This is a genomic window from Serratia sp. T13T92 (assembly GCF_047530105.1).
GTDB classification, from domain to species: Bacteria; Pseudomonadota; Gammaproteobacteria; order Enterobacterales; family Enterobacteriaceae; genus Chania; species Chania fonticola.
In genome coordinates, this window is the sequence record NZ_JBLJAK010000040.1 from 19,597 (window position 1) to 43,298 (window position 23,702).

At 51.9% G+C, this 23,702-nt stretch carries 22 protein-coding genes; 8 read left to right on the forward strand and 14 right to left on the reverse strand.

Translation table 11 applies throughout. From position 1 onward, the window contains the following. The first annotated feature begins 5 nt into the window (after positions 1-5). Positions 6-806, forward strand: a complete 801-nt coding sequence (locus ACMV5I_RS23910; protein WP_414825453.1) for an MBL fold metallo-hydrolase — start codon at positions 6-8, stop codon at positions 804-806. Between the two features lie 222 nt (positions 807-1,028). Next, positions 1,029-1,268: a colicin E1 family microcin immunity protein gene (locus ACMV5I_RS23915; protein WP_414825461.1), complete on the forward strand. Its 240-nt coding sequence runs from the start codon at positions 1,029-1,031 to the stop codon at positions 1,266-1,268. A gap of 24 nt (positions 1,269-1,292) precedes the next feature. Here the strand turns inward: ACMV5I_RS23915 and ACMV5I_RS23920 are convergent, their stop codons facing one another. Further along, a complete protein-coding gene (locus ACMV5I_RS23920) occupies positions 1,293-3,074 on the reverse strand; it encodes a colicin-like pore-forming protein (RefSeq protein WP_237736986.1) in 1,782 nt (593 codons plus the stop codon). 469 nt (positions 3,075-3,543) lie between these two features. On the opposite strand from ACMV5I_RS23920, the gene asr reads away from it, so the two are divergent. Then, the gene (gene asr, locus ACMV5I_RS23925; RefSeq protein WP_414825454.1) at positions 3,544-3,834 is read left to right on the forward strand and encodes an acid resistance repetitive basic protein Asr; all 291 of its coding nucleotides are present in this window, start codon (positions 3,544-3,546) and stop codon (positions 3,832-3,834) included. A 297-nt stretch (positions 3,835-4,131) separates the two neighbouring features. Then, positions 4,132-4,953, forward strand: coding sequence for a trypsin-like serine peptidase (locus ACMV5I_RS23930; RefSeq protein WP_065685760.1), 822 nt, complete (start codon positions 4,132-4,134; stop codon positions 4,951-4,953). Here the strand turns inward: ACMV5I_RS23930 and ACMV5I_RS23935 are convergent. From ACMV5I_RS23935 to ACMV5I_RS23965, 7 genes are all read right to left on the reverse strand, one after another. Beyond that, the gene (locus ACMV5I_RS23935; RefSeq protein WP_121606943.1) at positions 4,936-5,661 is read right to left on the reverse strand and encodes a nucleoside/nucleotide kinase family protein; all 726 of its coding nucleotides are present in this window, start codon (positions 5,659-5,661) and stop codon (positions 4,936-4,938) included. The two genes, ACMV5I_RS23930 and ACMV5I_RS23935, sit on opposite strands and share 18 nt — an antisense overlap. Further along, positions 5,639-6,166: an MltR family transcriptional regulator gene (locus ACMV5I_RS23940; protein ID WP_024487034.1), complete on the reverse strand. Its 528-nt coding sequence runs from the start codon at positions 6,164-6,166 to the stop codon at positions 5,639-5,641. Before ACMV5I_RS23940 ends, ACMV5I_RS23935 begins: the two co-directional genes overlap by 23 nt. Positions 6,167-6,182: 16 nt before the next feature. After that, the gene (gene glpX, locus ACMV5I_RS23945; RefSeq protein ID WP_121606944.1) at positions 6,183-7,154 is read right to left on the reverse strand and encodes a class II fructose-bisphosphatase; all 972 of its coding nucleotides are present in this window, start codon (positions 7,152-7,154) and stop codon (positions 6,183-6,185) included. 6 nt (positions 7,155-7,160) lie between these two features. Then, on the reverse strand, positions 7,161-8,429 hold the full coding sequence (locus ACMV5I_RS23950; RefSeq protein ID WP_414825455.1) for a zinc-binding dehydrogenase: 1,269 nt from the start codon (positions 8,427-8,429) through the stop codon (positions 7,161-7,163). Further along, positions 8,426-9,820, reverse strand: a complete 1,395-nt coding sequence (locus ACMV5I_RS23955) for a PTS mannitol transporter subunit IICB (RefSeq protein WP_414825456.1) — start codon at positions 9,818-9,820, stop codon at positions 8,426-8,428. Before ACMV5I_RS23955 ends, ACMV5I_RS23950 begins: the two co-directional genes overlap by 4 nt. A 25-nt stretch (positions 9,821-9,845) precedes the next feature. Next, on the reverse strand, positions 9,846-10,292 hold the full coding sequence (locus ACMV5I_RS23960; protein ID WP_414825457.1) for a PTS sugar transporter subunit IIA: 447 nt from the start codon (positions 10,290-10,292) through the stop codon (positions 9,846-9,848). A gap of 286 nt (positions 10,293-10,578) precedes the next feature. Continuing rightward, the gene (locus ACMV5I_RS23965) at positions 10,579-11,367 is read right to left on the reverse strand and encodes an AraC family transcriptional regulator (RefSeq protein WP_414825458.1); all 789 of its coding nucleotides are present in this window, start codon (positions 11,365-11,367) and stop codon (positions 10,579-10,581) included. Positions 11,368-11,461: 94 nt separating this feature from the next. Between ACMV5I_RS23965 and ACMV5I_RS23970 the strand changes: the two genes are divergently transcribed. After that, a complete protein-coding gene (locus ACMV5I_RS23970; RefSeq protein WP_414825459.1) occupies positions 11,462-12,598 on the forward strand; it encodes an MFS transporter in 1,137 nt (378 codons plus the stop codon). On the opposite strand, the gene hrpA is transcribed toward ACMV5I_RS23970, so the two are convergent. Further along, positions 12,583-16,470, reverse strand: coding sequence for an ATP-dependent RNA helicase HrpA (gene hrpA / locus ACMV5I_RS23975; protein ID WP_202671828.1), 3,888 nt, complete (start codon positions 16,468-16,470; stop codon positions 12,583-12,585). The genes ACMV5I_RS23970 and hrpA overlap by 16 nt on opposite strands. A gap of 313 nt (positions 16,471-16,783) precedes the next feature. On the opposite strand from hrpA, the gene azoR reads away from it, so the two are divergent. Continuing rightward, positions 16,784-17,389, forward strand: coding sequence for an FMN-dependent NADH-azoreductase (azoR, locus tag ACMV5I_RS23980; protein ID WP_024486546.1), 606 nt, complete (start codon positions 16,784-16,786; stop codon positions 17,387-17,389). Between the two features lie 118 nt (positions 17,390-17,507). Here the strand turns inward: azoR and ACMV5I_RS23985 are convergent, their stop codons facing one another. The 3 genes from ACMV5I_RS23985 to ACMV5I_RS23995 are packed head-to-tail and all read right to left on the reverse strand — an operon-like array spanning position 17,508 to position 20,646. Then, positions 17,508-17,831 (reverse strand): YdbL family protein, encoded by a 324-nt coding sequence (locus ACMV5I_RS23985; protein WP_024486547.1) that lies wholly within the window; start codon positions 17,829-17,831, stop codon positions 17,508-17,510. A gap of 8 nt (positions 17,832-17,839) precedes the next feature. Continuing rightward, positions 17,840-18,037, reverse strand: a complete 198-nt coding sequence (locus ACMV5I_RS23990) for a YnbE family lipoprotein (protein WP_024486548.1) — start codon at positions 18,035-18,037, stop codon at positions 17,840-17,842. Next, the gene (locus ACMV5I_RS23995; protein ID WP_414825460.1) at positions 18,034-20,646 is read right to left on the reverse strand and encodes a YdbH family protein; all 2,613 of its coding nucleotides are present in this window, start codon (positions 20,644-20,646) and stop codon (positions 18,034-18,036) included. The genes ACMV5I_RS23990 and ACMV5I_RS23995 overlap by 4 nt, the downstream gene beginning before the upstream one ends. 267 nt (positions 20,647-20,913) lie before the next feature. Here ACMV5I_RS23995 and ACMV5I_RS24000 point away from each other — a divergent pair, with 267 nt between their 5' ends. Continuing rightward, positions 20,914-21,906 (forward strand): 2-hydroxyacid dehydrogenase, encoded by a 993-nt coding sequence (locus ACMV5I_RS24000; RefSeq protein WP_024486550.1) that lies wholly within the window; start codon positions 20,914-20,916, stop codon positions 21,904-21,906. A gap of 89 nt (positions 21,907-21,995) precedes the next feature. Then, a complete protein-coding gene (hslJ, locus tag ACMV5I_RS24005; RefSeq protein ID WP_024486551.1) occupies positions 21,996-22,427 on the forward strand; it encodes a heat shock protein HslJ in 432 nt (143 codons plus the stop codon). Positions 22,428-22,536: 109 nt separating this feature from the next. On the opposite strand, the gene ACMV5I_RS24010 is transcribed toward hslJ, so the two are convergent. Next, positions 22,537-22,794, reverse strand: a complete 258-nt coding sequence (locus ACMV5I_RS24010; RefSeq protein WP_024486552.1) for a DUF333 domain-containing protein — start codon at positions 22,792-22,794, stop codon at positions 22,537-22,539. Positions 22,795-23,046: 252 nt separating this feature from the next. After that, entirely contained in the window at positions 23,047-23,379 is a 333-nt protein-coding gene (locus tag ACMV5I_RS24015; protein WP_021806525.1) for an SMR family transporter, read from the reverse strand. Between the last annotated feature and the right edge of the window lie 323 nt (positions 23,380-23,702).

Sequence of the window (23,702 nt, forward strand, 5' to 3'; positions counted from 1 at the left end):
TCCACATGACCCTAACCATCAATGTGTTACTTGAAAATCGCCTGGCTGCCGGGGCGGATAAAGCGTTAATCGCCAAAGCTGGATTGAGCCTGTTAGTGCGGGATGAATCCCACAGCGTACTTTTTGATACCGGGCCGGACGGCAGTTTTTTAAAAAATGCTGCTCAAATGGGGATCAGCCTCGACAACCTGACCGCTACCGTGCTCTCTCATGGCCATTACGATCACAGTGGTGGCGTACCCTGGTTGCCCGATAACAGCAGAATAATTTGCCACCCCGGCGTGCAAGACGTGCGCTATGCCGCCGTTAATCTTCTGGGCCGCGTAAAGAAAATCAAACGTCTATCGCCGGAAGTGGATTACTCGCGCCACGCCATGGAGCTGACCCGAACCCCGGTGCAAATCAGTGAGCGATTCATCTGGTCTGGTGAAATCGAGGTAGCAGCCCCAAAAGCCTACGGCATTATTGAAAATGCCCAACAGTCCCCTGATTACATCGCCGATGAAGGAGTGCTGATTTATAAATCCGATCGAGGTTTGATTATCATCACTGGCTGCGGCCACCGCGGAATAATCAATATTGTGCGGCACTGCCAGAAGATCACTGGTATCGATAAGATCCACGCGCTGATTGGCGGCTTTCACCTGAGATATGCCTCACCGCTGCGATTATTGCAGGTACAGCGTTTTCTCAAACAAATCAAACCCGAGAAAGTGATGGGCTGCCATTGCACCGGCCCTTGGGGGCAATTGTGGTTGCCTAATACGATTAGCCCGGCGACGGGGGATAGGATCACGTTAGAGTAATCCTCTAGTTAGGGTCGGAAAGGCGTAATTCCTCTTTACTATCCGAACCGTTAATGATTGATTAGAACTCCGATGATACACTGTATCAGTGGTGAGTCAGGCGGCGAATACTAAGGAGGAGTAATTATGACATGGAGTTACTATTTAAAAAACATAGGCTGGGCCATTTTCTTTCTAGTCTTGGTCATATATGACTGGAATAAAAACCCAGAAAACGACAAGATGCAATTACTACTTGCAGTAAGTATACCAAGTACGCTCCTCTATCCATTCTGTAAGATAGGCGTTGAAACCTTAGCCTTGAGATTCACAAGAAAAGAATTTTGGCACCGAGGTTTGTTTAAAGACACTAGTGGCAAGAGTGGCTTATATGCACTATATTATCTTTTTTGCTTTATTTTCGCCATGCCCATTAGTGTGATATATATCATATATCTACTGGCTATTAAAAAGGTCACATAAGCGACCTTTTTATTGTTATTTAACTTAAATATTTAATGCATTGTTTATTTTACTAACAAATTTATCGTCAACAAAAACACCGACCAACGTCATGATTATAGCATACCCTAAGATTCCAATCGGCGTGCCAAGTATGATACTATACGCAAAGGCGGTTAATATGGATGCTGCAATACCAACCTCAATAGTCTCAACCTTCAAAAAGAAAGGACGCCAGTTATCAGTATTATATCCCTTCTTAAATTCAATGAGTAAGTCATATCCATCCAGTCCTTTAGCGGTAAGATAAAACGCCTTACTAAACTTTGCCAAGTTACGTGCTAATTGATCACGATTAACCGATTCTAGAGCCTTAGCAACCGCCTCACGATCTTTGACACTAAACTTTTTATTTAGCACATCCTTATACTTCTCAAATGCTTTTAACGCCTCATCTGCATTTCTGAGTTTTTTTCCCTTGGCAGCATCAGCCAGTTCCTTTGCAATTTTGGCTGATTGTTCGCCAAATTTTTCAGTGACTTCCTTGTAGAAGTTTGCAGTAGTTTTCAAAGCATCCTTAACACGGTCTTCTTCGGCCTTGGTTTCTGCCTCTTGTTTAGCTTTGGTGTTAGCCTGTTGCTGGTTTTGTACATCCGCCAGCGTTTTTCTGGCGTTATTGAGTACGTTCTCCGCGTTGGCTTTATCCTTTTTTGCCTGTTCAAGGCGGTTTGCCGCGCGATTTGCCGATTCTCTCGCGGCATTCATCTGATTTATTGCAGTATCACGTTCTCTCGTCAAATTTGAGATCAAATCCATCGCGCCATTAAACTCGGCCCACCACGCCTGTTTTCCGTAATCAACCTCGGTGTTCCATTTAACAAAGTTATCCAGCAAATCATCATGTTTTTTCCTTTTAGCTTCGGCCTGAGCCGCTTTAGACTCATAGTCACGGGCACTATTTTCAGCAATCGCTTTATCATTAGCGGCCTGATTAATACGACCATTCGCATCATTCAGCGCATTTTGGGCGGTTTGTTCGTTTTGACGCGCATCATTTACAGTACGTAACAGACCCGCTTCGGTAGTAAGATCTAAATCTTTGAGCCGATTGACTTCATTTTCTTTTTGACGCTGTTCATGTTCCAGTTGCTCTAACCTTTGTTTTGCCGCATCGATATCCGCTTGAATAGTTTTCACCTGTTCCAGCGTTTTTCCCATTTCCTTTCTGTTTAAGGATTGCTGTTCCCTAACCCACGGAGTAGGCTTCTCTCTCGAATAGAACCAATCTTCATTATTCCGTTTCAAGTATTCTTGTTGTACTCTCCTTTTACTGGCTTCATAACGCAGAACGGTTAGGCGTTCTTTACTTACTTTAAGCTTACTGATAATGGCGTTAAGGTTCGCTTTTTCTATTATAGTCTGATTATTTTTCGCTAACTGGCCGTTTAACTCATCAATATCCTGTTGCATTTCCTTAATTTGATTATCAAGATCTTTGACCTTGCTCGCGGCAAACTCAATAGCCTTATCAGAGTCTTGGCGGTAACTTTCTTTGGCTTCATTACTGAATGGGACAACATCATCATCTTCCGGATCAAAAGCGCTTATCGGTTTATTGATATCAGAAATCTTCTGATCCCACAGATGCGTAATGTTACTGAGTTCTTTTTGTCTCTCCGGTAAGCGATTACCAGACCACGCTTCAACCACCATGTTACCATCTGACAGATCAAACCCACGCTGCCAGCCATCACCATTCCAGTAATACCCCATTGAAGTCAAAACATCGCGTTCGTACTGTGTTGTATCTTCATATCGAGCCATCATTAAATTTCCTTTTCAAATAATAGACGGATTTCAGTGATATCAACCGTATTTAAATACGGCCTTATCCACCTTATGGCGCCTCTTTTCGCTCGTCAATATGAATGGAAATCATTCTCATTTATATGCGTACCACTACGCAAAATAAGATATTCATCAAACTGGTGTCAAATTGGCTATGTCACTTAATTAGCCCTTAATAGCCAGCGATGTTCCATAGTGCACCCCCTTCCCCAGAGCACCGGAGTTGCAGGTTGGTGGATTACAATACTCATAATGTATGTTGTAACTAAAGAGTGATAGGACAGACCAATAAAGCTCGCCTAGCCTACCGTTCCACAAGTTCTGCACTCGTACATTAGGTTACACGCCGAAACCAATCACTCACGGAAAGTATTCTTCGGTTTGCATAAGATTATTTCAACGGCCCCGCAGTGGGGTTACAAACCAACAGACATTTGAGGATCTACCGATGAAAAAAGTATTAGCTCTGGTTGTTGCCGCTGCAATGGGCTTGTCATCTATCGCGTTCGCAGCTGAAGCTGCCGCTCCTGCTGCTGCACCAGCTGCCACGACTCAGACAGCACCGGCTAAAACTACTCACGTGAAAAAACATCACGCGAAGAAAACCACCGAGCAAAAAGCTCAGGCAGCCAAAAAGCACCACAAAGCCAGCGGCAAAAAAGCCCCGGCCCAGAAAGCTCAAGCAGCTAAAAAGCATCACAAAAAATCCAGCAAAAAATCAGCAACTCCGGCTGCCTGATAGTCAACCGGCGTGAGGCACCCCTCACCTGTTCTGGTAAGTGTTGTCCAACACCCGGTTCGCCGGGTGTTTTTTCATCGGGGGGTTGTCTATGCTGCGTCGCTATCGGTTCGAAATCATCCTTGGCACCCTGATCGTTTGCGGGCTTATCGCCAGCTTTTTTTATCTGTAATCTCCGATTTTTCTCAGGAAATTATCGGAAAATCAATCACCGACCATCTACACAGCGGCTAAATCAGTCTATAGTTAGCATTCAGTGTGTCTATGGATGATCCGAATTTGTCAGGCAAGAAACCTATGCGCATCTCTGTTTTACTGTTGTTGTGCTCATTTCCTTTGGCTTTATCCCATTCTGCGCATGCTGATAGCCCTTCCGAGGCGTCTGCGGCCGATCAAACCCGTCTGTTTTTTGGCAAAGACGACCGAATTAAAGTCACCGAAACCAGCGGTTGGCCGTGGCAGGCCATTGGTCAGGTAGAAACCGCCAGTGGCAACCTGTGTACCGCTACGCTGATCTCCCCCCATCTGGCGCTCACCGCTGGCCACTGCGTACTGGCCCCTCCCGGCAATCTTGATAAGGCCGTGGCGCTGCGCTTTATTTCCGGTAGCAAAGGCTGGCAATACCAGACGGAAAATATCGAAACGCTGGTCGATAAGTCATTAGGTAAAAAGCTGAAGGCGGATGGTGACGGCTGGATCGTGCCACCGGCGGCGGCAGCGTATGATTTTGCGTTGATCAGGTTAAAAGATAACAAGCCGCTGGCGATTAAACCGTTGCCATTATGGCAAGGTGACGGAAAAGCGTTAACGCAAACCTTAAAGCTGGCAAAGCGCCTGGTCACTCAGGCCGGTTATCCAGAAGATCATCTGGACGATCTGTACAGCCATCAAAATTGTAAAGTCACCGGTTGGGCGCAACAAGGCGTGTTATCACACCAGTGCGACACCTTACCCGGTGACAGCGGCTCCCCATTGATCTTGAAGACCGCCGAAGGCTGGCGACTTATCGCTATCCAAAGTTCTGCACCCGCAGCACAAGACCGCTACCGTGCCGATAACCGCGCGCTGTCAGTTACCGGCATTCGCGATGCATTGGATCTCTTAGCCGCCGGTAAGTGACTCCTCCGAACAGCGCAGGCCACCGTTATCCCACTGGAGGGTAATGGTGGCGGGCAAACTGTGCTGCAATACCCTATCAACGTTTGGCCCATCGGTTTGCTGATAAAAGGTGCTGGCCTGCTCCAGTGATGAACCACCACGCATTTTACGCTCGATCAGCCTTGCCCGCAGTTGCTGTGCTGGTGCCTGAATAAATAGCGTTAAGTCGCTGTGGCGTGCCAGATCGCGCCAACCTGGATCATCAAGTAACAACCAGTTACCTTCTACGATCGTTACCGGTGCGGTCACCTCGATCGCGTTGGGCACCGGATCGTGCAATACGCGATCGTAGGTAGGCCAGAATGGCCGTGGTTGATCGAGTGAAGCCAACGCTAACTCGAGCTGCTGACGATCAAAGGTTTCTGGCATTCCTTTCTTGCTGCGCAACCCTTGTGCATCAAGCCAGGAGTTAGGACGGTGAAAGCCGTCCATCGGCAGAGTTTGCAATGCCGGTAATTCATCATGCTGTGCCGATAAATGCTGCCAGAAGGCCGTCAGCGTCGATTTACCACTGCCGGGAGGTGCCGCCAGGAATACCACCAGGCGCCCTCCCTTTTGCTGCTGCTTTTGGGCCAACAGGCGCAGCAAAGGTAAGTGCACCAGCTCGACCTCCTCATCGGTAAAGAAGGCATCGATCGTCAGCCCATTAACAGTTAGCGCTATTTTCATTGGTCAGTTCCTTTAACAGCGAAGTCACCGCCAGCGTTAATCCGGTTTTAATCATGTTGCCGTAGCGCTCGGTATTAAAAACCTCAAAGCTGGAAAACTTCATCTTTCTTATCGCACTGAAAAGCTGTTCGTTTTCCGTAATGGCGTTAAGGTTGGCAATAAAATCAAAGGTCATTTCATCATGAAAGCTCAGCGAGCTATTTTCCGCCTGCACATGCTGGCTAAATTGTGAAAGACAGATGATATCGGCATAAACGGTTTTTTTGATTTTCCCTAATGCGTACAATAAGCGTAGGGAGACATCCATATTGTCCAATGGGCCGGATTTTGCCAACAATGGCTTTACCGCATATTCGAGTATGTCGGGATCGTTATTGACAAACACCTGTGGCAAATAGGTTTTGACAGCAGAAAATAAAATCTCATTTGCCTTCTGTAACCAACTAAGCAATTGTTCCTGCTCGTCCAGTTGTTCAATTATTTCATCTTCTGTCAACGTTTTCATTCGTCCTACGATACCATCAATGCAAGTGTAATGTATGAATTCTATTACACGATCCGTCGGTACCATTAATCATAAGGGTTTCTGTGCTCAAGTACCCCTCTTTTTGTTTTATTCCGCCGATAATGTCACCTTTGGTTATCCCGGTTGCCGAAAAAATCACCTCATCACTGGCGATCAGAGCATTGAGCGGCAAAATGGTGTTAATCTCAATTCCCATGTTGCTGCAGCGCCGCCGTTCTTCCTGCGCCAGTATTCTGTGCTCTGGCGTATCGCCTTTCGCCTGGCAGAAATCGATCAGCTCGGCTTGCATATCTCCGCCCAGCAGACGCACCGCACAGGCCGATATGACCCCTTCCGGCGCGCCCCCCAAGGTATACATGATGTCGGCTTCACCACCTGGTAGGCAGGTCATCAGGCTGGCGGCCACGTCACCGTCAGGAATGGCAAAAATCTTAACCCCCAGCTCCTGCGCCTGTTGGCGGATCAGTCCATGGCGCGGTTTATCCAGCGTGATCATTCGTAGTTGATGCAATGGCTTACCCAATGCCTGCGCTACTTGCCGCAGATTTTGCTCCAGAGGCAACCGCAAATCTATAGCCCCTTTAGCTCCTGGCCCCACCACCATCTTGCGCATATACATGTCTGGGGCATGCAACAAAGCATTGTGTGGGGCAAAGGCGATCACGGCCAGCGCATTATATTGGCCCATGGCCACCATCCGCGTGCCTTCGATAGGATCAACAGCAATGTCCACTGCCGGGCCATTCCCGCTCCCCAACCGCTCACCGATATACAGCATGGGAGCCTGATCGATTTCGCCTTCACCGATCACAATCTGCCCCTGCATGGCCATACCGCTCAGTTGCTGACGCATGGCCGCGACGGCCACCCCATCAATTTGATTTTTATCACCACAGCCCAGCAGCGGCCAGGCAGCCAATGCAGCCTGTTGAGTGGTGCGTACAATGTCATAAGCCAGCGATTTCATCGGCAGTTATACTCCTGTTTCCACGCCAAAATGTTGCAGCAGGAAACGCTCGGCCTGTTCGTTCCACACGCCGTGGCTTTCAGCCACCAGTTCCGCCAGGCGGGCATAGAATGGGTCTGTTTTCCCGAGCTCTGGGAAATCGGCAATCGCGGTTAACGGCATGGTGGCAAAGTTATAGATCAGCTTTTTCCCGCCGGGGATCGAAGGTAGATTGATGATGGTTTCCGGCACGGCATCCAGCCCACCTATATGGGTGATCATCACCGAAGGATTAATGCGGCCTTCAGCGGTCAGTTGCAGCGCCTCCAACATATCTCCCGTCGAGCCCCCCGAAGTGCCCACGACATGTGTGGATGCATAATGCACGTTGTAAAAGTTAAACGGCACTTTGAATTCACTGTCGGTTGGGCCCGCAAAGAAATTCAGGCAACCGTCTTCAGCCAGCAGATCATCCCCCAGCACCAGCACATCGGCCACCGCAGCATAAACGAAAACATCGTCAAAGCCGTGGCCCTGCGTCAGGTCGCGTAAGGCAGCCACCGGGTCGGCAACCTTGCTGCTGTTGAAATACACCAGTTCAACGCCTTTTTCACTCGCTACGCTTTCCGGCAATAGCAATCTGGCTCGCGCCAAACGCGCCTCGTCGATATCCACGACCACTACCCGCGCAGGGCGGATGTTGCCGTTGATGGCATAATCGATCGCACCAATGCCCATCGGCCCGGCACTGGCCAATAACGCCACGTTGCCGCCGGGTTTGATCCCCATGCGATGCTCATAGACATATTGCGTCGTATGGTAATTGGCATGGTAGGCACCTATGATGCAGCACATCGGTTCTGCCAAAGAGGCCGCCGCAAAATAGCTGCCTTCATACGGTAATACACAACCTAGCTCCACAGCCTGCTGTGGAATAATCATATAGGTGGCATTGCCGCCGAAAAACTCGTAGCTATAACCCGCCGAATAACCACTCGGCAATCCCATCGCCGGTTGCAGCACAAAACGTTGCCCAGCCCGGTAGCGTTGCTGTAGGTTTTTGCCCACCTGCTCAATGATCCCGGCACATTCATGGCCAGTGATCGCCGGATGTTCGGCAACGTCATCAGGTACCCGCTTGTGGTTAGCCCCCAATTTGGCGGCCTTCCAGGTAGACAGGCACACACTGTCGGAAATGACCTTAACCAACAGTTCATCATCACCTAGTGGCGGTAATTCAAACTCACGCAGGCGAACGTCGTTTTGGCCATAAATAGAGGCGGCTTGGGTTTTCATACGGCTTCCTTTTCTGAGTTTGTGGCAACCAGTTGTTCCAACAAACGATCGAGATTGCTGTCACCGAGATAATTGCTGATCAATACTTTGGGTTTATCGCTCACCCGTTCGGCTCGCCCTTCCAGGCTAGAGTGCGTCACAATCAGGTCGGCTTCCGGCGGAATATTTTCAATGGCGTAGTGCTTCACGCTGATCGGCACCCCGGCTTTCTCCAAACGTTTACGGAAGGTGGTTGCTCCCATCGCGCTGGAACCCATGCCTGCATCACAAACAAATGCGATGTGGCGGATCGGTTGTGTTTGCCCTTTGCCCGCAGCTTTCAAGGCTTTCACCTGCCGCTGTGAGTCATCAAAACCGTCTTCGGTCGCCTGTTTTTTCTCGGTTTTCAGGATCAGTGTTGCAATCAGGAACGAAACCAGTGTCCCGGCGGCGACGCCCGCCAAGGTACCAGCAAAGCCACCACGCGGCGTCAGAGCCAGATAGGCAAAAATTGAACCCGGGCTTGGCCCGGCAACCAAACCAGCACCCATCAGATCAAACACGTAGATCCCCGCCATGCCGCCGGCAATCATGGCAATGATCATCAGCGGCTTCATCAGCACATATGGGAAGTAGAGTTCGTGAATACCCCCGAGGAAGTGGATAATCATCGCGCCCGGTGCCGACTTTTTGCTCATACCTTGGCCAAATAGCGAAAACGCTAGCAGGATACCAAGCCCAGGCCCAGGGTTAGAGGCCACCATAAAGAACACCGAACGACCATTCACCGCCGTATCCTGCATGCCCAGCGGGTAATACACCCCCTGATCGATGGCGTTATTCAGAAATAGCACCTTCGCCGGTTCGTTGATAATCGACAGCAGCGGTAGGTATCCAGTCGCTACCAGAGATTCAATGCCAGCACGTACCAAATGGTTAGCCTGCTGTACCGCTGGGCCAATCACCTCGTAGGCAAACAGGCACAAGAACATGCCGGCAATCCCCAGAGAGAAGTTATTGACCACCATCTCAAAGCCAGCGGGGATACGCTTATCCAGCTTGGTGTCGATATATTTGATGATCACCCCGCCCAGCGGACCCATTACCATCGCACCGATGAACATGGGAATATCGGCCCCTACAATCACGCCGATGGTGCCAATCCCCCCCATCACCGCGCCACGTTTTTCCGCGATCAGGTAGCCACCGGTGGAACCGATCATCAGCGGTAGTAAATAGGTGATCATCGGCCCGACCAGTTGCCCAAAGTGGGCGTTAGGCATCCAACCGGTGGGAATAAACAGTGCCGTAATAAATCCCCACGCAATAAATGCGCCGATATTAGGGATTACCATAGCCGTCAGGAACCCGCCAAAAGCTTGCACTCTGGCTCGCATTGTTTTATTGGCCATTATATTGATCCTTGAGTGTGTAAAATCAGAAGCGCTGAATGATTTCTTTTATTTCTGATACTTTAGTTGCCTGAGTAAGCTGTTCAATTGCCTGGTCATCGCAGAACATTTCACTCAATAACTGGATGGCATTGATATGACTGTCGGCATCTTTCGCCGCCAGGCCAATTAACACTTTCACCTGCGGATTGTCATCATTGAAATATACCCCCTGCGGCAATACCGTTAGGGTTAATGCCGTGCCCAAAGCCCCTTCTTCCGGACGTGCATGGGGCATAGCCACTTCCGGCGTAAGAATATAATATGCGCCATTATTTTGCGTACTGTGTTTTATAGCCGCCACATAGCGCGGCTCAACGATATTATTTTGCAGCAGACAGCTCATCGATAAATCAATAGCCTGCTGCCAGTCGCAATCTTGCTGGTGAACGGTAAATGCATTTTCCGGGAAGTAATCTATCAATCCATTCATGTGTTTTTCCTATCGTTATTCCAAGAGGATTGGGAATTGCTTTGCAGCTTATGGAGTAATAATGGGAAACGCAATCCGATGCCATTTTGTGATTGAAATCACTTTTAATGTGAAATACATTGCAATTGAAGATCTGGTTCACAAAAAAATGATGGGACTTCTTTAATTATAAATTTGTCAATATTGAAAATGTGATTCAAATTGCATTTAATTAATTTTATAATAATCACCATATTGTGATTTAAATCACTTTACTGGTATTGCCAATCAATCAAAACAACAAGAATTACTCAACACCCCGTTCCCCACTCGCCATAAACCGCTTTGGCGTGGTGCCGGTATACTGGCGGAAAAAGGCGATAAACGCGCTGTCGCTAGAGAAGGCCAGCCGCTGCGCAACCGCGCTCACGGAAGGCAATTGCGCCAGTAACTCAATGGCGTGCATCAAACGCCATTGCTGGCACCACTGCTGATAGCTCAGCCCGGTTTCCCGCAGGAAAATTCGCGTTAGCGTTTTAGGATGCAGATTGATCGCCTTCGCCAATACCACCAGCCCGGGTAGTTGTTCAACGCCGTTTAAACCGTCAACCCAGGCCGTAACTCGCGGATCGCTCGGTAGCATCAAACTGGTATTTTCCTGCTCCGCCATGCTCAGTTCATTGCGCAAGACTCGTAATAAATCTTCCGCCTGGGGGTTCTGCTGCGCATAGTCAAGCGGCCAATGTGCGATGCGTTCTATCACCGCTGCCAGTAACGGATTGGCGGCCAACACCGCACTGTGCGGCATTGCCAGCATCGCGGCATCCGCAAAATAAAGCGAACGGTAAGCCACCTGCCCGCGCAGTTGCACGCGGTGTCGCACCCCGCTCGGTATCCAGATAATGCGCGTTGGCGGCAGGATCAGCCAGCGTTCGGCTAACGTCACCGTCATACAACCGCGTGGAGCATAGAGGATCTGGGCCCGTTGATGCTGATGTTCGCCAGAATCATGATCCGCCAGCTCGGCACTAATTCCCACCACCGGAGCGGAGTAACTATCCGGATCAAACACCTGATATTGCAGAATCAGCGCCATACCATAGTCCTATTCTCATTGTTTTTTGTTCTGATGATTGTAATCGAACAATCACCATCTCCCTATACTGGCGATACTTTTTAGGGAGAATGTCATGTCCGTCAAAAATCTACCTCTGCCACTGATCATCGTGATGATCATGGCACCACAAATCCTGGAAACGCTCTATAGCCCGGCGTTAACCGCTATCCGCTTTGATTACCAGATCGATGCCACGCAGGCCAGCCACACCCTGTCGGTCTATTTTTTCGCCTTCGCTTTCGGCGTGGCGTTTTGGGGAACGATCAGTGACAAATATGGCCGTAGAACCGCCATGCTCGCCGGTTTGGTGCTGTATACGGCCGGAGCCTTGCTGGCGTTGCTGAGCAACTCTTTCACGTTGCTCATCGTCTCACGCGCCATTATCGCCTTTGGTGCGGCCGTCGGTTCTGTGGTGACACAGACCATGCTACGCGATGTCTATCAGGGGCAGGCGTTAGGAAAGATGTTTGCGGTAATTGGCATGGCATTGTCGATAAGCCCGGTAGTGGGTATGTTTAGCGGCGGAATGCTGGTGTTTTGGGGCGGTCGCATGGCCATTTTCTCCGCGCAAGCAGGATTGGCGCTGTTGCTGCTGATCTGGTGCTGGCGAGCGCTGCCAGAAACCCGCCAGCAAACCGCCGGTATCGCTTTACTCCCCTGTTTGCAGGAGATGCTGCGCGATAGGCAAATCTGGTGCTCGGCGTTGCTGGTTGCCAGTTTTAACATCATGGCGTTCAGCTACTTCAGTCTGGTCCCGTTTATTTTTGAAACCTTGGGGCTGACCAGCGAGCAGTTTGGTTATTCGGGGATTGTTTTGGCCTTTGGCAGCCTGTGCGGCGCAGCGGCAAACCGCTACCTTCTGCAAAAAGGATTATGCGCTTACCGGCAGATCCAAATGGCCAGCCTGTTGGCCCTGTTGGCCGCTGTTGCTGCATGGTATTGGCAGGCAAGTCTGATGATCCTGCTGCCCTGTATGGCGGTGACCGTGGCCTTTGGCTTGGCCATTCCCAATATTCTCAGCCAGGCCCTGAAGCATTACCGCAACCGGCTGGGTGCTGCCGGTGCGATATTGGGGTTACTCTATTATCTACTGATCGCTGGAGGCCTGGCACTGGCCGCCATGGGCCAGCACCTGCCGTTAACGCTGCTGGGATGTAGCTTGTTAAGCCTCACCTGTTCAGCAAGGCTTAAAGGTTACGCAGAAAGCTGATCGATGGTCTGCAAGATACGCTTCTCAGAAATCGGGTAAGGCGTACCCAACTGCTGCGCGAACAGGCTGACGCGCAACTCCTCGATCATCCAGCGTACCGCCTTCACCTCTTCATCCTGCAGGCGTTTTGGCGGCAGCTTGTTCAGCCACTGCTGCCACGCCTGTTGGACCTGCTCCACCCGGATCATCTGAGCGCGATCGCGGTGCGGATCGATCGCCAGTTTCTCCAGGCGGCGCTCAATCGCTTGCAGATAACGCAAGGTGTCCGACAGGCGGCTCCAACCATTATTGGTGACAAAACCGCGGTAAACCAGGCCATTAAGCTGGGCCTTGATGTCGGACAGCGCCAACGCCAACGAGATATCAACGCGCCCTTTCAGGCGTTTGTTGATATTGAACACCGTCGTTAGGATCTGTTCCACCTGTTTGGCCACACCCACCACGGTTTCGTTCAGCTCGGCCCGCACCAACTCTTGCAGCCGAGCAAAGTTCTCTTCCGCCCACACCGGCCCGCCATGTTCGGCAATCAGCTTGTCGATGCCACAGGAGATACAGTCGTCGATCAGATCCAGCACTTTGCCATATGGGTTGAAATACAGCCCAAGCTTGGCCTTGTTCGGCAACTTCTCATGCAGATATTTGATCGGCGAAGGGATGTTCAACAGCAACAAACGGCGCGTACCTTGCCACATGGCCTGCTGCTGCTCCTGTTCGCTGTCAAACAGGCGGATGGCTACGCTGTCTTTTTCGTCCACCAGCGCCGGGTAAGCCTTGACCGAGTAACCGCCACGCTTCTGCTCATAAAACTCAGGCAGTTTGCCAAAGCTCCAGATATGCAGATTGCTCTGTTCCAGGCCATCATCAGCCACGGCCGACAGCGTCTCTTGCACCTTATCTTTGAGCTGGGCCCGCAACGCGGCCAGATCTTTGCCTTCGCGCAGGGTTTTGTGTTTCTCACCCACCACGCGGAAGGTCATTTTCAGATGATCGGGCACCTGATCCCACTGCCAATCCTCACGTGACACTGTCACGCCGGTCATGCGACGTAGCTCGCGTTCCAGTGAATCCAGCAGCGGCATTTCCAACGGCGTTGCCCGGCCAAGGAAAGCTTCAGCGTAGTTCGGTGCTGGCACAAAATTGCGGCGCATCGGCTTAGGCAACGATTTGATCAGCGCGATCACCAGTTCACGGCGGATACCGGGGATTTGCCACTCAAAACCGGCCTCTTCCACCTGATTGAGGATCGGTAACGGGATGTGCACTGTCACGCCATCGGCGTCGGTGCCCGGCTCAAACTGGTAGGTCAGGCGAAGCTTGAGGTTGCCCTGATACCAGTAGTTCGGATAATCCAGCGCGCTGACCTTATTGGCTCCGTCCTTGATCAACATCTCTTTTTCGAAGTTGAGCAGCTCAGCGTTCTGCTTCCCGGCGGTTTTCCACCACTGGTCAAAATGACGCCCGGACACCACGTCACTCGGAATACGCTGATCGTAGAAACTGAACAGCGTCTCGTCATCCACCAGAATGTCCCGGCGGCGCGATTTGTGTTCCAGCTCTTCTACTTCGGCACGCAGCTTCAGGTTGGCGGCGAAGAACGGGTGCCGCGTTTGCCAGTCACCTTCCACCAGCGCATGGCGGATAAACAGTTCACGGCACAGCAGCGGATCGATGGTGCTGTAATTCACCGGGCGAGCCGCGACGATCGGCAACCCAAACAGCGTGACCTTTTCGCTGGCCATCACCGCGCCCTGGGATTTGGACCAGTGCGGTTCGCTGTAATGATGCTTGACCAGGTGCTGAGCCATCGGCTCAATCCATTCTGGTTCGATACGCGCGGCTATACGGCCCCACAGGCGGCTGGTTTCCACCAGTTCTGCCACCATCGTCCATTTCGGCGGCTTCTTGAACAGCCCGGAGCCAGGGAAGATTGAGAAACGGGCGTTGCGCGCACCGGTAAACTCTTGCTTATCCGCATCCTTCTGGCCAATGTGCGAAAGCAGGCCGCTCAGCAGCGCGGTATGCACGCTGCGATAATCCGAAGGCACGCTATTGACCGGCAGGCCCAGCTCTTTCACTACCTGGCGTAGTTGGGTGTAGATATCCTGCCATTCACGTACCCGCAGATAGTTGAGGAAATCGTTGCGGCACAGGCGGCGGAACTGGCTGGAAGAGTTTTCCTTCTGTTGCTCTTTCAGGTAATCCCACAGGTTGACGAACGCCATAAAATCGGAGTCTTTGTCGGCGAAGCGGCGGTGTTTTTCATCGGAGGCCTGTTGCTTATCCATTGGCCGCTCACGCGGATCCTGGATCGACAACGCCGAGGTGATGATCATCATCTCACGCACGCTGCCACTTTTCTGGGCTTCCAACACCATTCGCGCCAAACGTGGGTCGATCGGCAACTGCGCCAACTGACGGCCCTGTGGGGTCAGTTGATAGTGGCCGTTTTCCGCAGTTTTGATCGCCCCCAACTCTTCCAACAGGCGCACGCCGTCCTGAATATTGCGGTTATCAGGTGCTTCGACAAACGGGAAGGCGGCAATATCGCCCAATCCCAGCGAGGTCATCTGCAAAATGACCGAGGCCAGGTTGGTTCGCAGAATTTCCGGATCGGTAAACGCCGGGCGAGACAGGAAATCCTGCTCCGAGAACAGGCGGATACAGATACCGTCCGAAACACGCCCACAGCGGCCCTTACGCTGGTTGGCTGAAGCCTGCGAAACTGGCTCGATCGGCAAACGCTGCACTTTGGTACGGAAGCTGTAGCGGCTGATACGCGCCGTACCTGGGTCGATAACGTATTTAATACCCGGCACGGTCAGCGAGGTTTCCGCCACGTTGGTCGCCAGCACGATGCGGCGGCCGTGGTGCGACTGGAACACCCGATTCTGTTCACTGTTGGACAGGCGGGCATACAGCGGCAGCACCTCGGTGTGCGGCAGGTTGAGCTTGGTCAACGCATCGGCGGTGTCACGGATTTCACGCTCACCGCTCATAAAGATCAGGATATCGCCTGGCCCTTCACGCCCCAATTCGTCCACCGCGTCGAAGATGGCCTGAAGCTGATCGCGTTCGGTATCATCGGCGTCGTCCACCACCGGCCGATAACGCACCTCCACGGGATAGGTACGGCCAGAAACCTCAATGATCGGCGCATTGTTGAAGTGGCGAGAAAAGCGCTGCGGATCAATGGTGGCAGAGGTGATGATCACCTTCAGATCCGGGCGTTTTGGTAACAGCTCCCGCAGGTAACCCAGGATGAAATCGATGTTCAGGCTGCGCTCGTGCGCCTCATCGATGATCAAGGTGTCGTACTGCATCAGCAGGCGATCCTGCTGGATTTCGGCCAGCAAGATCCCGTCGGTCATCAGTTTGACCAGGGTATTTTCACCCACCTGATCGTTGAAGCGCACCTTGTAGCCGACGCTGCCACCCAGCGGGGTTTCCAGCTCATCGGCAATGCGGTTGGCAACGGTGCGTGCAGCCAGGCGGCGCGGTTGCGTGTGGCCAATCAGGCCTTTGACGCCGCGCCCTAACTCCAGGCAGATTTTCGGTAGCTGCGTGGTCTTGCCGGAGCCGGTTTCACCCGCCACGATCACCACTTGATGATCGCGGATGGCGGCAAGAATGTCCTGTTTCTTCTGGCTGACAGGCAAGCTTTCAGGGTAAGTGATTTTCGGGCACGAGGCTGCGCGGGAGCGCACCTTCTGCAAGGCTTGCTCGATATCACCCGCTATTTCTGTGGCAACCGCCTGTTGAGCTTCGGGGCTTTTGACTTTGCGCGCACCTTGCAACCGGCGTTGCAGGCGCTGCTGATCACGGAGCATCAAGTCACCCAGTTGGGATGACAATGCCGCGAGCGTAGATTTCACGTTCGGTGTTCCTTGTTTCTTCGCAGCTACTGGTTAACGTCAGGGACTAGGTTTGATGTTATAGCTGACGTGTAGGTGCCAATAACTGCGTTTATTAAATTAGGTTTATCGATTTTTTGACTTAGCGCAGCAGGATACCACAATGGCATTTCTCCCCATAATCCATCCGTTTAGCCTGGATTTTCTTGTTCAATAAAATCGAACGTAGATCTCGAAATATTCCGCTATCCCTGTTGGAACAATGTGAATAGAGTGTACCTCATGCAACGGGCAACCAGCCCTGATGTCACAGTCAACATGAAAGGAATTTTCGATGAGCAAAGTATTGGTTCTAAAATCCAGCATCCTGGCTACTTATTCTCAATCTAACCAACTGGCTGATTTTTTCGTTGAGCAGTGGGCCAATACTCACAGCAACGATACCATCACCGTACGTGACCTGGCTGCACAACCGATCCCTGTGCTGGATGGCGAACTGGTTGGCGCAATGCGTCCTTCAGATGCCCCGCTGACCCCACGCCAGAAAGAAGCACTGGCCCTGTCAGACGAACTGATTGCCGAGCTGCAAGCCAACGATACTATCGTTATCGCCGCGCCGATGTACAACTTCAACATCCCAACTCAGTTGAAGAATTATTTTGACCTGATTGCCCGTGCCGGCGTCACCTTCCGTTACACCGAGAACGGCCCGGAAGGCTTGGTGAAAAACAAACGCGCCATCATTCTGACCAGCCGTGGCGGCATCCATAAAGGCACCCCAACCGACCTGGTAGAACCTTACCTGCGTCTGTTCCTGGGCTTTATCGGTATTACCGAGGTTGAGTTCGTATTTGCCGAAGGGATTGCCTACGGTCCAGACGTTGCGACCAAAGCCCAGGCCGATGCCAAAGCGTTACTGGCCGAAGTGATCGCCGCTTAAATAGCGATACCAGGGCGCAGAGATTGCGCTCTGGGAAGTGAAACACACCTGCAAAATCCGTTTTACCCTCAGAACAATAAGCCGTTTAAATTCCGTTGCGCGCCTAAGGCGCGCTTTTTTATTTCTGCAACCACTGACCGTTAATGCCACGGACATATTCCCCTGCTGGCGCTCGTGTCACCAGCTTCTGCCCGGCCATCCGCGCGACTTCATCGATGGCGATATGATTGCTGGCGGCCACCTGCTGATATTTCTCGGCGCGCCCGGCATTGATTTTTTTCACCAACGCCTGAGTCTCCGCATCCTGCTTCACCGGAGCGATATAACCACTGAGCGTTTCGCCCACCCGCCCCTGCTGCTTGGCTTCATCCAGCGTCAACGCCTGAGCCATCCCGCTGAATAACCAACCGGCGGCAATCAACCACAGATAATGCTTTTTCATGCTGGCTCCTAGAACAGACCGCTTTGGTCTTTCAGCAGGTTCTCAACGTCCTTATCCACTTTGATATGGATCTCATGCTCAATTTTGACGTTCATATTGATGGTGATGGGATCTTTAGGCGTCGCCACCTCAATGCGCGGTACACAACCGCTCAGCAAGGATGCGCCCAACACGGCTGCCAGCAATGGCCCTGTCGCGTTCTTCATTGTTGTTCCTCGGGTTTAGAGAGCGCCTGCTCCAGCCACTCTTGTAAATTGTCGCCAAAGCGCAGGCTGCGCCACAGCTGAAACACGTTTTCCTGATGGCTATAGTTAAGGATAACCTCACGCTTGGCATTTTTCTGCGGATTTACGCCATCGATATGCGCCTTTAGCGTCAGTTCGCCCAGGTTATCGAGATCGACCCGCGCCTTTGAGCGGTTGATTTCCATGTAGCGCAGCCAGTCGATGGCGGCACCGGTGGCTAAGTTATTGCTGCCAATGGCATCGGCCATATCTTTATCCAGCCGCAGCGTCATGACCCCCGCATTGGCGATCCAGCCGTTTTGCACCAGCCATTTGGGGTGGTTGAGGAACAGAGGTAACTCACCGTTGATGCGGCCAGACATGGCGAACTGCTTTGGCTTGAGCGCGGTAAACAGCGCGCTGAGGTCGATTTGATCCAGTTTGAGCACCGCCGCATCATGCTGCGGCATACGTAATGCCGAAAGGCTGATATGACCGTTGAGCATATCTACACCGATATTGCTCAACGTCAACGGATACGCCTCGCTGTACGGATAGGTGCCTTGCAGATCGGCGGTAATATTCTGCATCTCAAACAGCGTCTTGATGGATTTGATGCGCAGCATGATCGGCCTTTTGGCCCCAAGCTGCCACAGGTGGTTCTTAAACCGATAGGGCAAGACAAAATCCAACCCGCTCAATTCGCCGTCTTGCAGCCACATGCCACCATTGCGCACCACCCAGTGGCCACCAGCTTCAAACCCCTGCACTCGTGCCGCCGAGAATGCCGACTGTGCATAGAACTCACCCGCGCGCAGTTTGATGTTCAGATCGGGTGAAATCAGCGGTTGGAATACCGTTAACGACTGTTTTGGCCACCAGCCTTCCCCGCGCAGACGCTCGCCATCCCAGCGGCCACGCAACTTGATTGGCCCAATCTGCTCGGCCTGCAACGCGCCTTGCCATTGGAAACTGTCTGGCCCCGTACCTTGCAACTGCAAATCCAGCACCGAAGCTGGCAAATAACTGCCTGCACCAAAACTGGTTTTGTCAGCCACCAGTTGCACACCGCCGGTAAGGCTCGGTGCTTTGACATCCCGCTGCCACTTGATCGGCTGGCTTAGCGTCATGCGCGGCGTCGCGACCGTGACCATGCCGTATTTCAACCGATCAAAACCGGTAGAAAGACGATCCAGGGTGATGCTGGTGTCCTGCCAACGCCCACTGCCTGCGACATCCCATGCAGCTTGTAGTGGCGGTAACTTGCCGTTACCCCAAGAACGCCATTGCCACTGACCATGGTCTGGCCAGAAATCTTGTGCCTGACCGTCCAGATGCAGCTTGAAGCGCCCCCAGTAACTTTCGCTGGCGCTGATAATCGCCTGCAAACGGCCAGTGATCCCAAGAGCGGTGACTTTTACCCCAGCCAGCGGCAGCCGAGCCTCTTCCAGCTTCATATCCGGTGCCGGGCTGCCCCAGGCGCGCAGTAAAGATCCCGGCTGTAGCACCAGCGTTGGGTTAAGGATCGAGCCGCTGATAATGCCGGGGATTGACGCCGTAAGCGAGAGATTGGCCAGGTTTGCCTGCCCGGTAAGCTGGAATCCCAGATCGCTGTTGGTCAGGCTCAGGCTACCAGGCCCCAACGTCAGCACCGCGTTGCCCTTGCCGTTGTGCCCGGCGGTGATTACGTTCAAACGTGCGGTAATTTGGGTTTCGTCAAACCCCTGGCTCCAGTCATGCAACGCCACATTCAATCCACCACTGAGCGGTTGCTCCAGGTAAGGCCAGCGCCATTCCCCTTTTTCGATGCTGATCTGTTTTGGCGTTAATGCCCAGGGGAGAGTAGCCAACGGTTGGTCGCTGCCCTTTTCCGTCAGGGTCAACACCCCCTGCTGCTGTTGCCAATGCAAATCCAGCAACAAGGGTTTTTCCAGATAGGCAGTTTGTATCTCACCTTGCAACGCCCCTTGGGTTGGTAAACTGTCCATATCCAGCGGTATGGTGACTTTGCCTGTCAGTTGAACAGGAACCGTGCTGTTGGGTGGCGTGATGCTAAGCTTGCTTAACGTCAGTTGCTGATGTTCATCCAACTGTGCCTCGGCGGTGACATTCTTGCCTTGATAATGCAGCCGTTGGCCAGTGGCCACAGATGACAGCTGCAATTTGCCGGCATAGGCTTGCCATGGGGTGAGAGTGAGAAGATTGATGTTCAGGTCAAACGGCGGCAGCATCGCTTGCAGTTGGTCTAGCGTTAACGGCGCGCTGTCACCCTCGGCGGCGGGCAATTTTGACAGGCAGGCGGTATCGACGTCCGCTCGTTCGCTCTTTAAATGCCAATTGCCCATCTGGTAAGAGAGTTGCAGTTCACTGACATTGGCTATGGCACAGCCTTGGGCGCTGAACTTCAGCCCATCAAGATACAAAGATCCCTGATGCCAGCGCAACGGCCCTTGTAAAACCAGTTGGCTACCCTGCGGCAACCAAGGAGCGATCGCTCGCGGCAACCAACGCGGCAGGGTTTGCCATAGCGTTAAGAGCAACAGGGCGATACCCACCACGATCGCTACGAATACTTTTAATCTCTTTGTCATTAAGCGCAGGTTTAGTTCCTGATAAACATCGATTAGCCAGGCGCAATGATGACACGGATCCCCTGGCAGGTGAAGGTGAACCCATCTCATCATTTATAGAGCAGGTTTCGCAATTTTGATATTTACCCAGTGAATATAGAAAATGGCTAATACACTGATTATCAGCATAAAACCCTAAAAGACCTGCGCCGCCACAGGGCGCTAAACCATTGTCGTATTTGGCAAAATATGTTAATTTGATCACATAATCACGCGGGAGAAACCACGATGAAAATGGCGATTTACAGCACCAAACAGTATGACCGTAAGTATCTTGAATTGGTAAATCAGCAGTTTGGTTATGAGCTGGAGTTTTTCGACTTTCTGCTAAGCAAGAAAACCGCCAAAACGGCTATCGGCTGTAAGGCCGTGTGCATCTTCGTCAATGACGACGGTAGCCGGGAAGTGCTGGAAGAGCTGGCTGCGCTTGGGGTCGAGATCCTCGCCCTGCGTTGTGCCGGGTTCAATAACGTCGATCTGGATGCGGCGAAAGAGCTGGGTATCAAGGTGGTGCGCGTTCCGGCTTATTCACCAGAAGCCGTAGCCGAGCACGCCGTGGGCATGATGATGTGCCTGAACCGCCGCATTCATCGTGCTTATCAGCGCACCCGCGATGCCAACTTCTCGCTGGAAGGGCTGATCGGCTTCAATATGCATAACCGCACCGCCGGGGTGATTGGCACCGGTAAGATCGGCGTAGCCACCATGCGTATTCTGAAAGGCTTTGGCATGAAGCTCTTGGCCTACGACCCCTACCCAAGCGCGCAGGCGTTAGAGCTGGGTGCCGAATATGTCGATCTTAAAACGCTGTATGCCCAGGCGGACGTGATCACCCTGCACTGTCCGTTAACGCCGGAAAACCATCACCTGCTGAATGCGGACGCGTTTTCCATGATGAAGGACGGCGTGATGGTGATTAACACCAGCCGCGGTGCCTTGATCGACTCCTCCGCCGCCATCGATGCCCTCAAACAGCAAAAGATTGGTGCGCTGGGGATGGACGTATACGAGAACGAACGCGACCTGTTCTTTGAAGACAAATCCAACGACGTGATCCAGGACGACGTTTTCCGCCGCCTGTCCGCCTGCCATAACGTGCTGTTTACCGGCCACCAGGCGTTCCTGACGGAAGAGGCGTTGACCAGTATCTCGCAAACCACGTTGAAAAATATTGAACAGCTTGCACGGGGTGAAGCCTGCCCCAATCAGCTTAATGCCTAATACTTTGGGGCGTACTTTACGTCCCTAACACTCTCAACCTTTTCGTAGGGGCGCTGCATGCTGCGCCCGTTTATCTTCTGGAAACAATAATGAAAAAACTGATCCCTTTAGCAATGGCCTGTGCTCTATTGGCTGGCTGTGGTTCCGCTCAAACCAAACAACAAACCGTAGTAGAAAGCGATCTGCTGCATCATAACTTTGTGTTGCAAAGCGTGGATGGTGTGGCAGTTGAGGCGAAACAAGGCAGCGGCCCGAGCATTGAGTTCGGCGAGAAAATGAATATTTCCGGGTCTATGTGCAACCGTTTCTTCGGCCAGGGCCAGTTAGAAAACGGCGTACTGACGGTGAAAAACCTCGCCACGACCCGCATGATGTGCGCGGATCCACAACGTAACCAATGGGATCAAACCATCGGAACGCTGCTGGCTAACGGTGCAAAAGTCTCACTCAATGGCCAACAGCTGACCCTGAGCGGCAGCGATCACCAACTGGTGTATACCCTGAAAGACTGGGTTAACTAATTATCCCCCCTCACCAGCTCCCTCTCCCAAAGGGAGAGGGAGCTGGTACGGTGATGTAGGTAACAATGGTTGCCAACCTGTAACACCTTACGTCCGGGATAAAATGGCCTTACCGGGCACAGGCTCCACCGCCCAGCGCCGACTCTTCGCACTGTTTGCCGTTCGGCATCTGACACATTCTGAGCGTATCGCCGTTGAGCGAATGGGCAATGGTGGTTACTCCGCCCACGCTGGCACAGCTTTCGCTGGTAGGTATCGCACCAATATTGGCACTGGTGGCGATCTGCTGTGGTTCTTGGTTGTTATTGCTGCTGCAGGCAGCCAAAGAGAGTATGGCGCCGGCAAGCAGCCATTTTGCTGAGATCATTATTCGTACCCCTGAACCGAAACGATGCTGTGTAATTTTGCCATTGCTGATAACCCGAGCCACTGGAACGATGGGCCCGTTTGGTTATCTTTGATGTCCACCCGTTGAGCTTCAAGTTGCCGCCTATTCATCTCATCAACAAGCGGCAACCGGAAAGACAACTTTAGTAATCTAGCTTGTTAGCTTAATAATAGAAATATGATTAGCCATTAATTTGGCTTTTTTTTGAGCTGAAAGCATTTTAGCTCCCGATCAGTGCCCTGCCGACTTGGAGAGCAGATTGATCACCAGCACCCCGGCAATAATCAGCCCCATACCAACCACCGCAGGCAAATCCAGCTTCTGCTGGTAAATAAACACCGCGGCAATAGACACCAGCACGATCCCCAACCCGGACCAGATGGCATAGACAATCCCCAGCGGCATGGTTTTTACCACCATCGAAAGCCCCCAAAATGCTACCGCGTAACCCAACACGACAAACACCGATGGCCACAAGCGGGTAAACCCTTCAGAGGCTTTCAGCAAGGTGGTGGCGATCACTTCGGCGATAATCGCCATAGCTAAATAGATAAATGCGGTCATTTTCAACTTCTTCTTTCTGTTTCGCGTCACATCAATATGAGACGCGGAGATTAAATTAGCGTTACATCGCGGCAACGCTTTGCCATTACGCTGCAAATAGTAATTATTTTTTAACGAAATATCACCTTACATCCGGATTTTGTGCGCCACACAAATGCGATAAAGCACAAATAACCCCCTCTGTTAGACTTTACTGGGCTTTGTTGAATAATTCGGATTTAGATAAAAGCGCCTCTCGTCACTGATTTCCTCAGGCAATCCGCACACTTTCTGGCATCCCTGCACGCGTCATTTTGTTTAAGGCACGGATCATGGCCATAGTT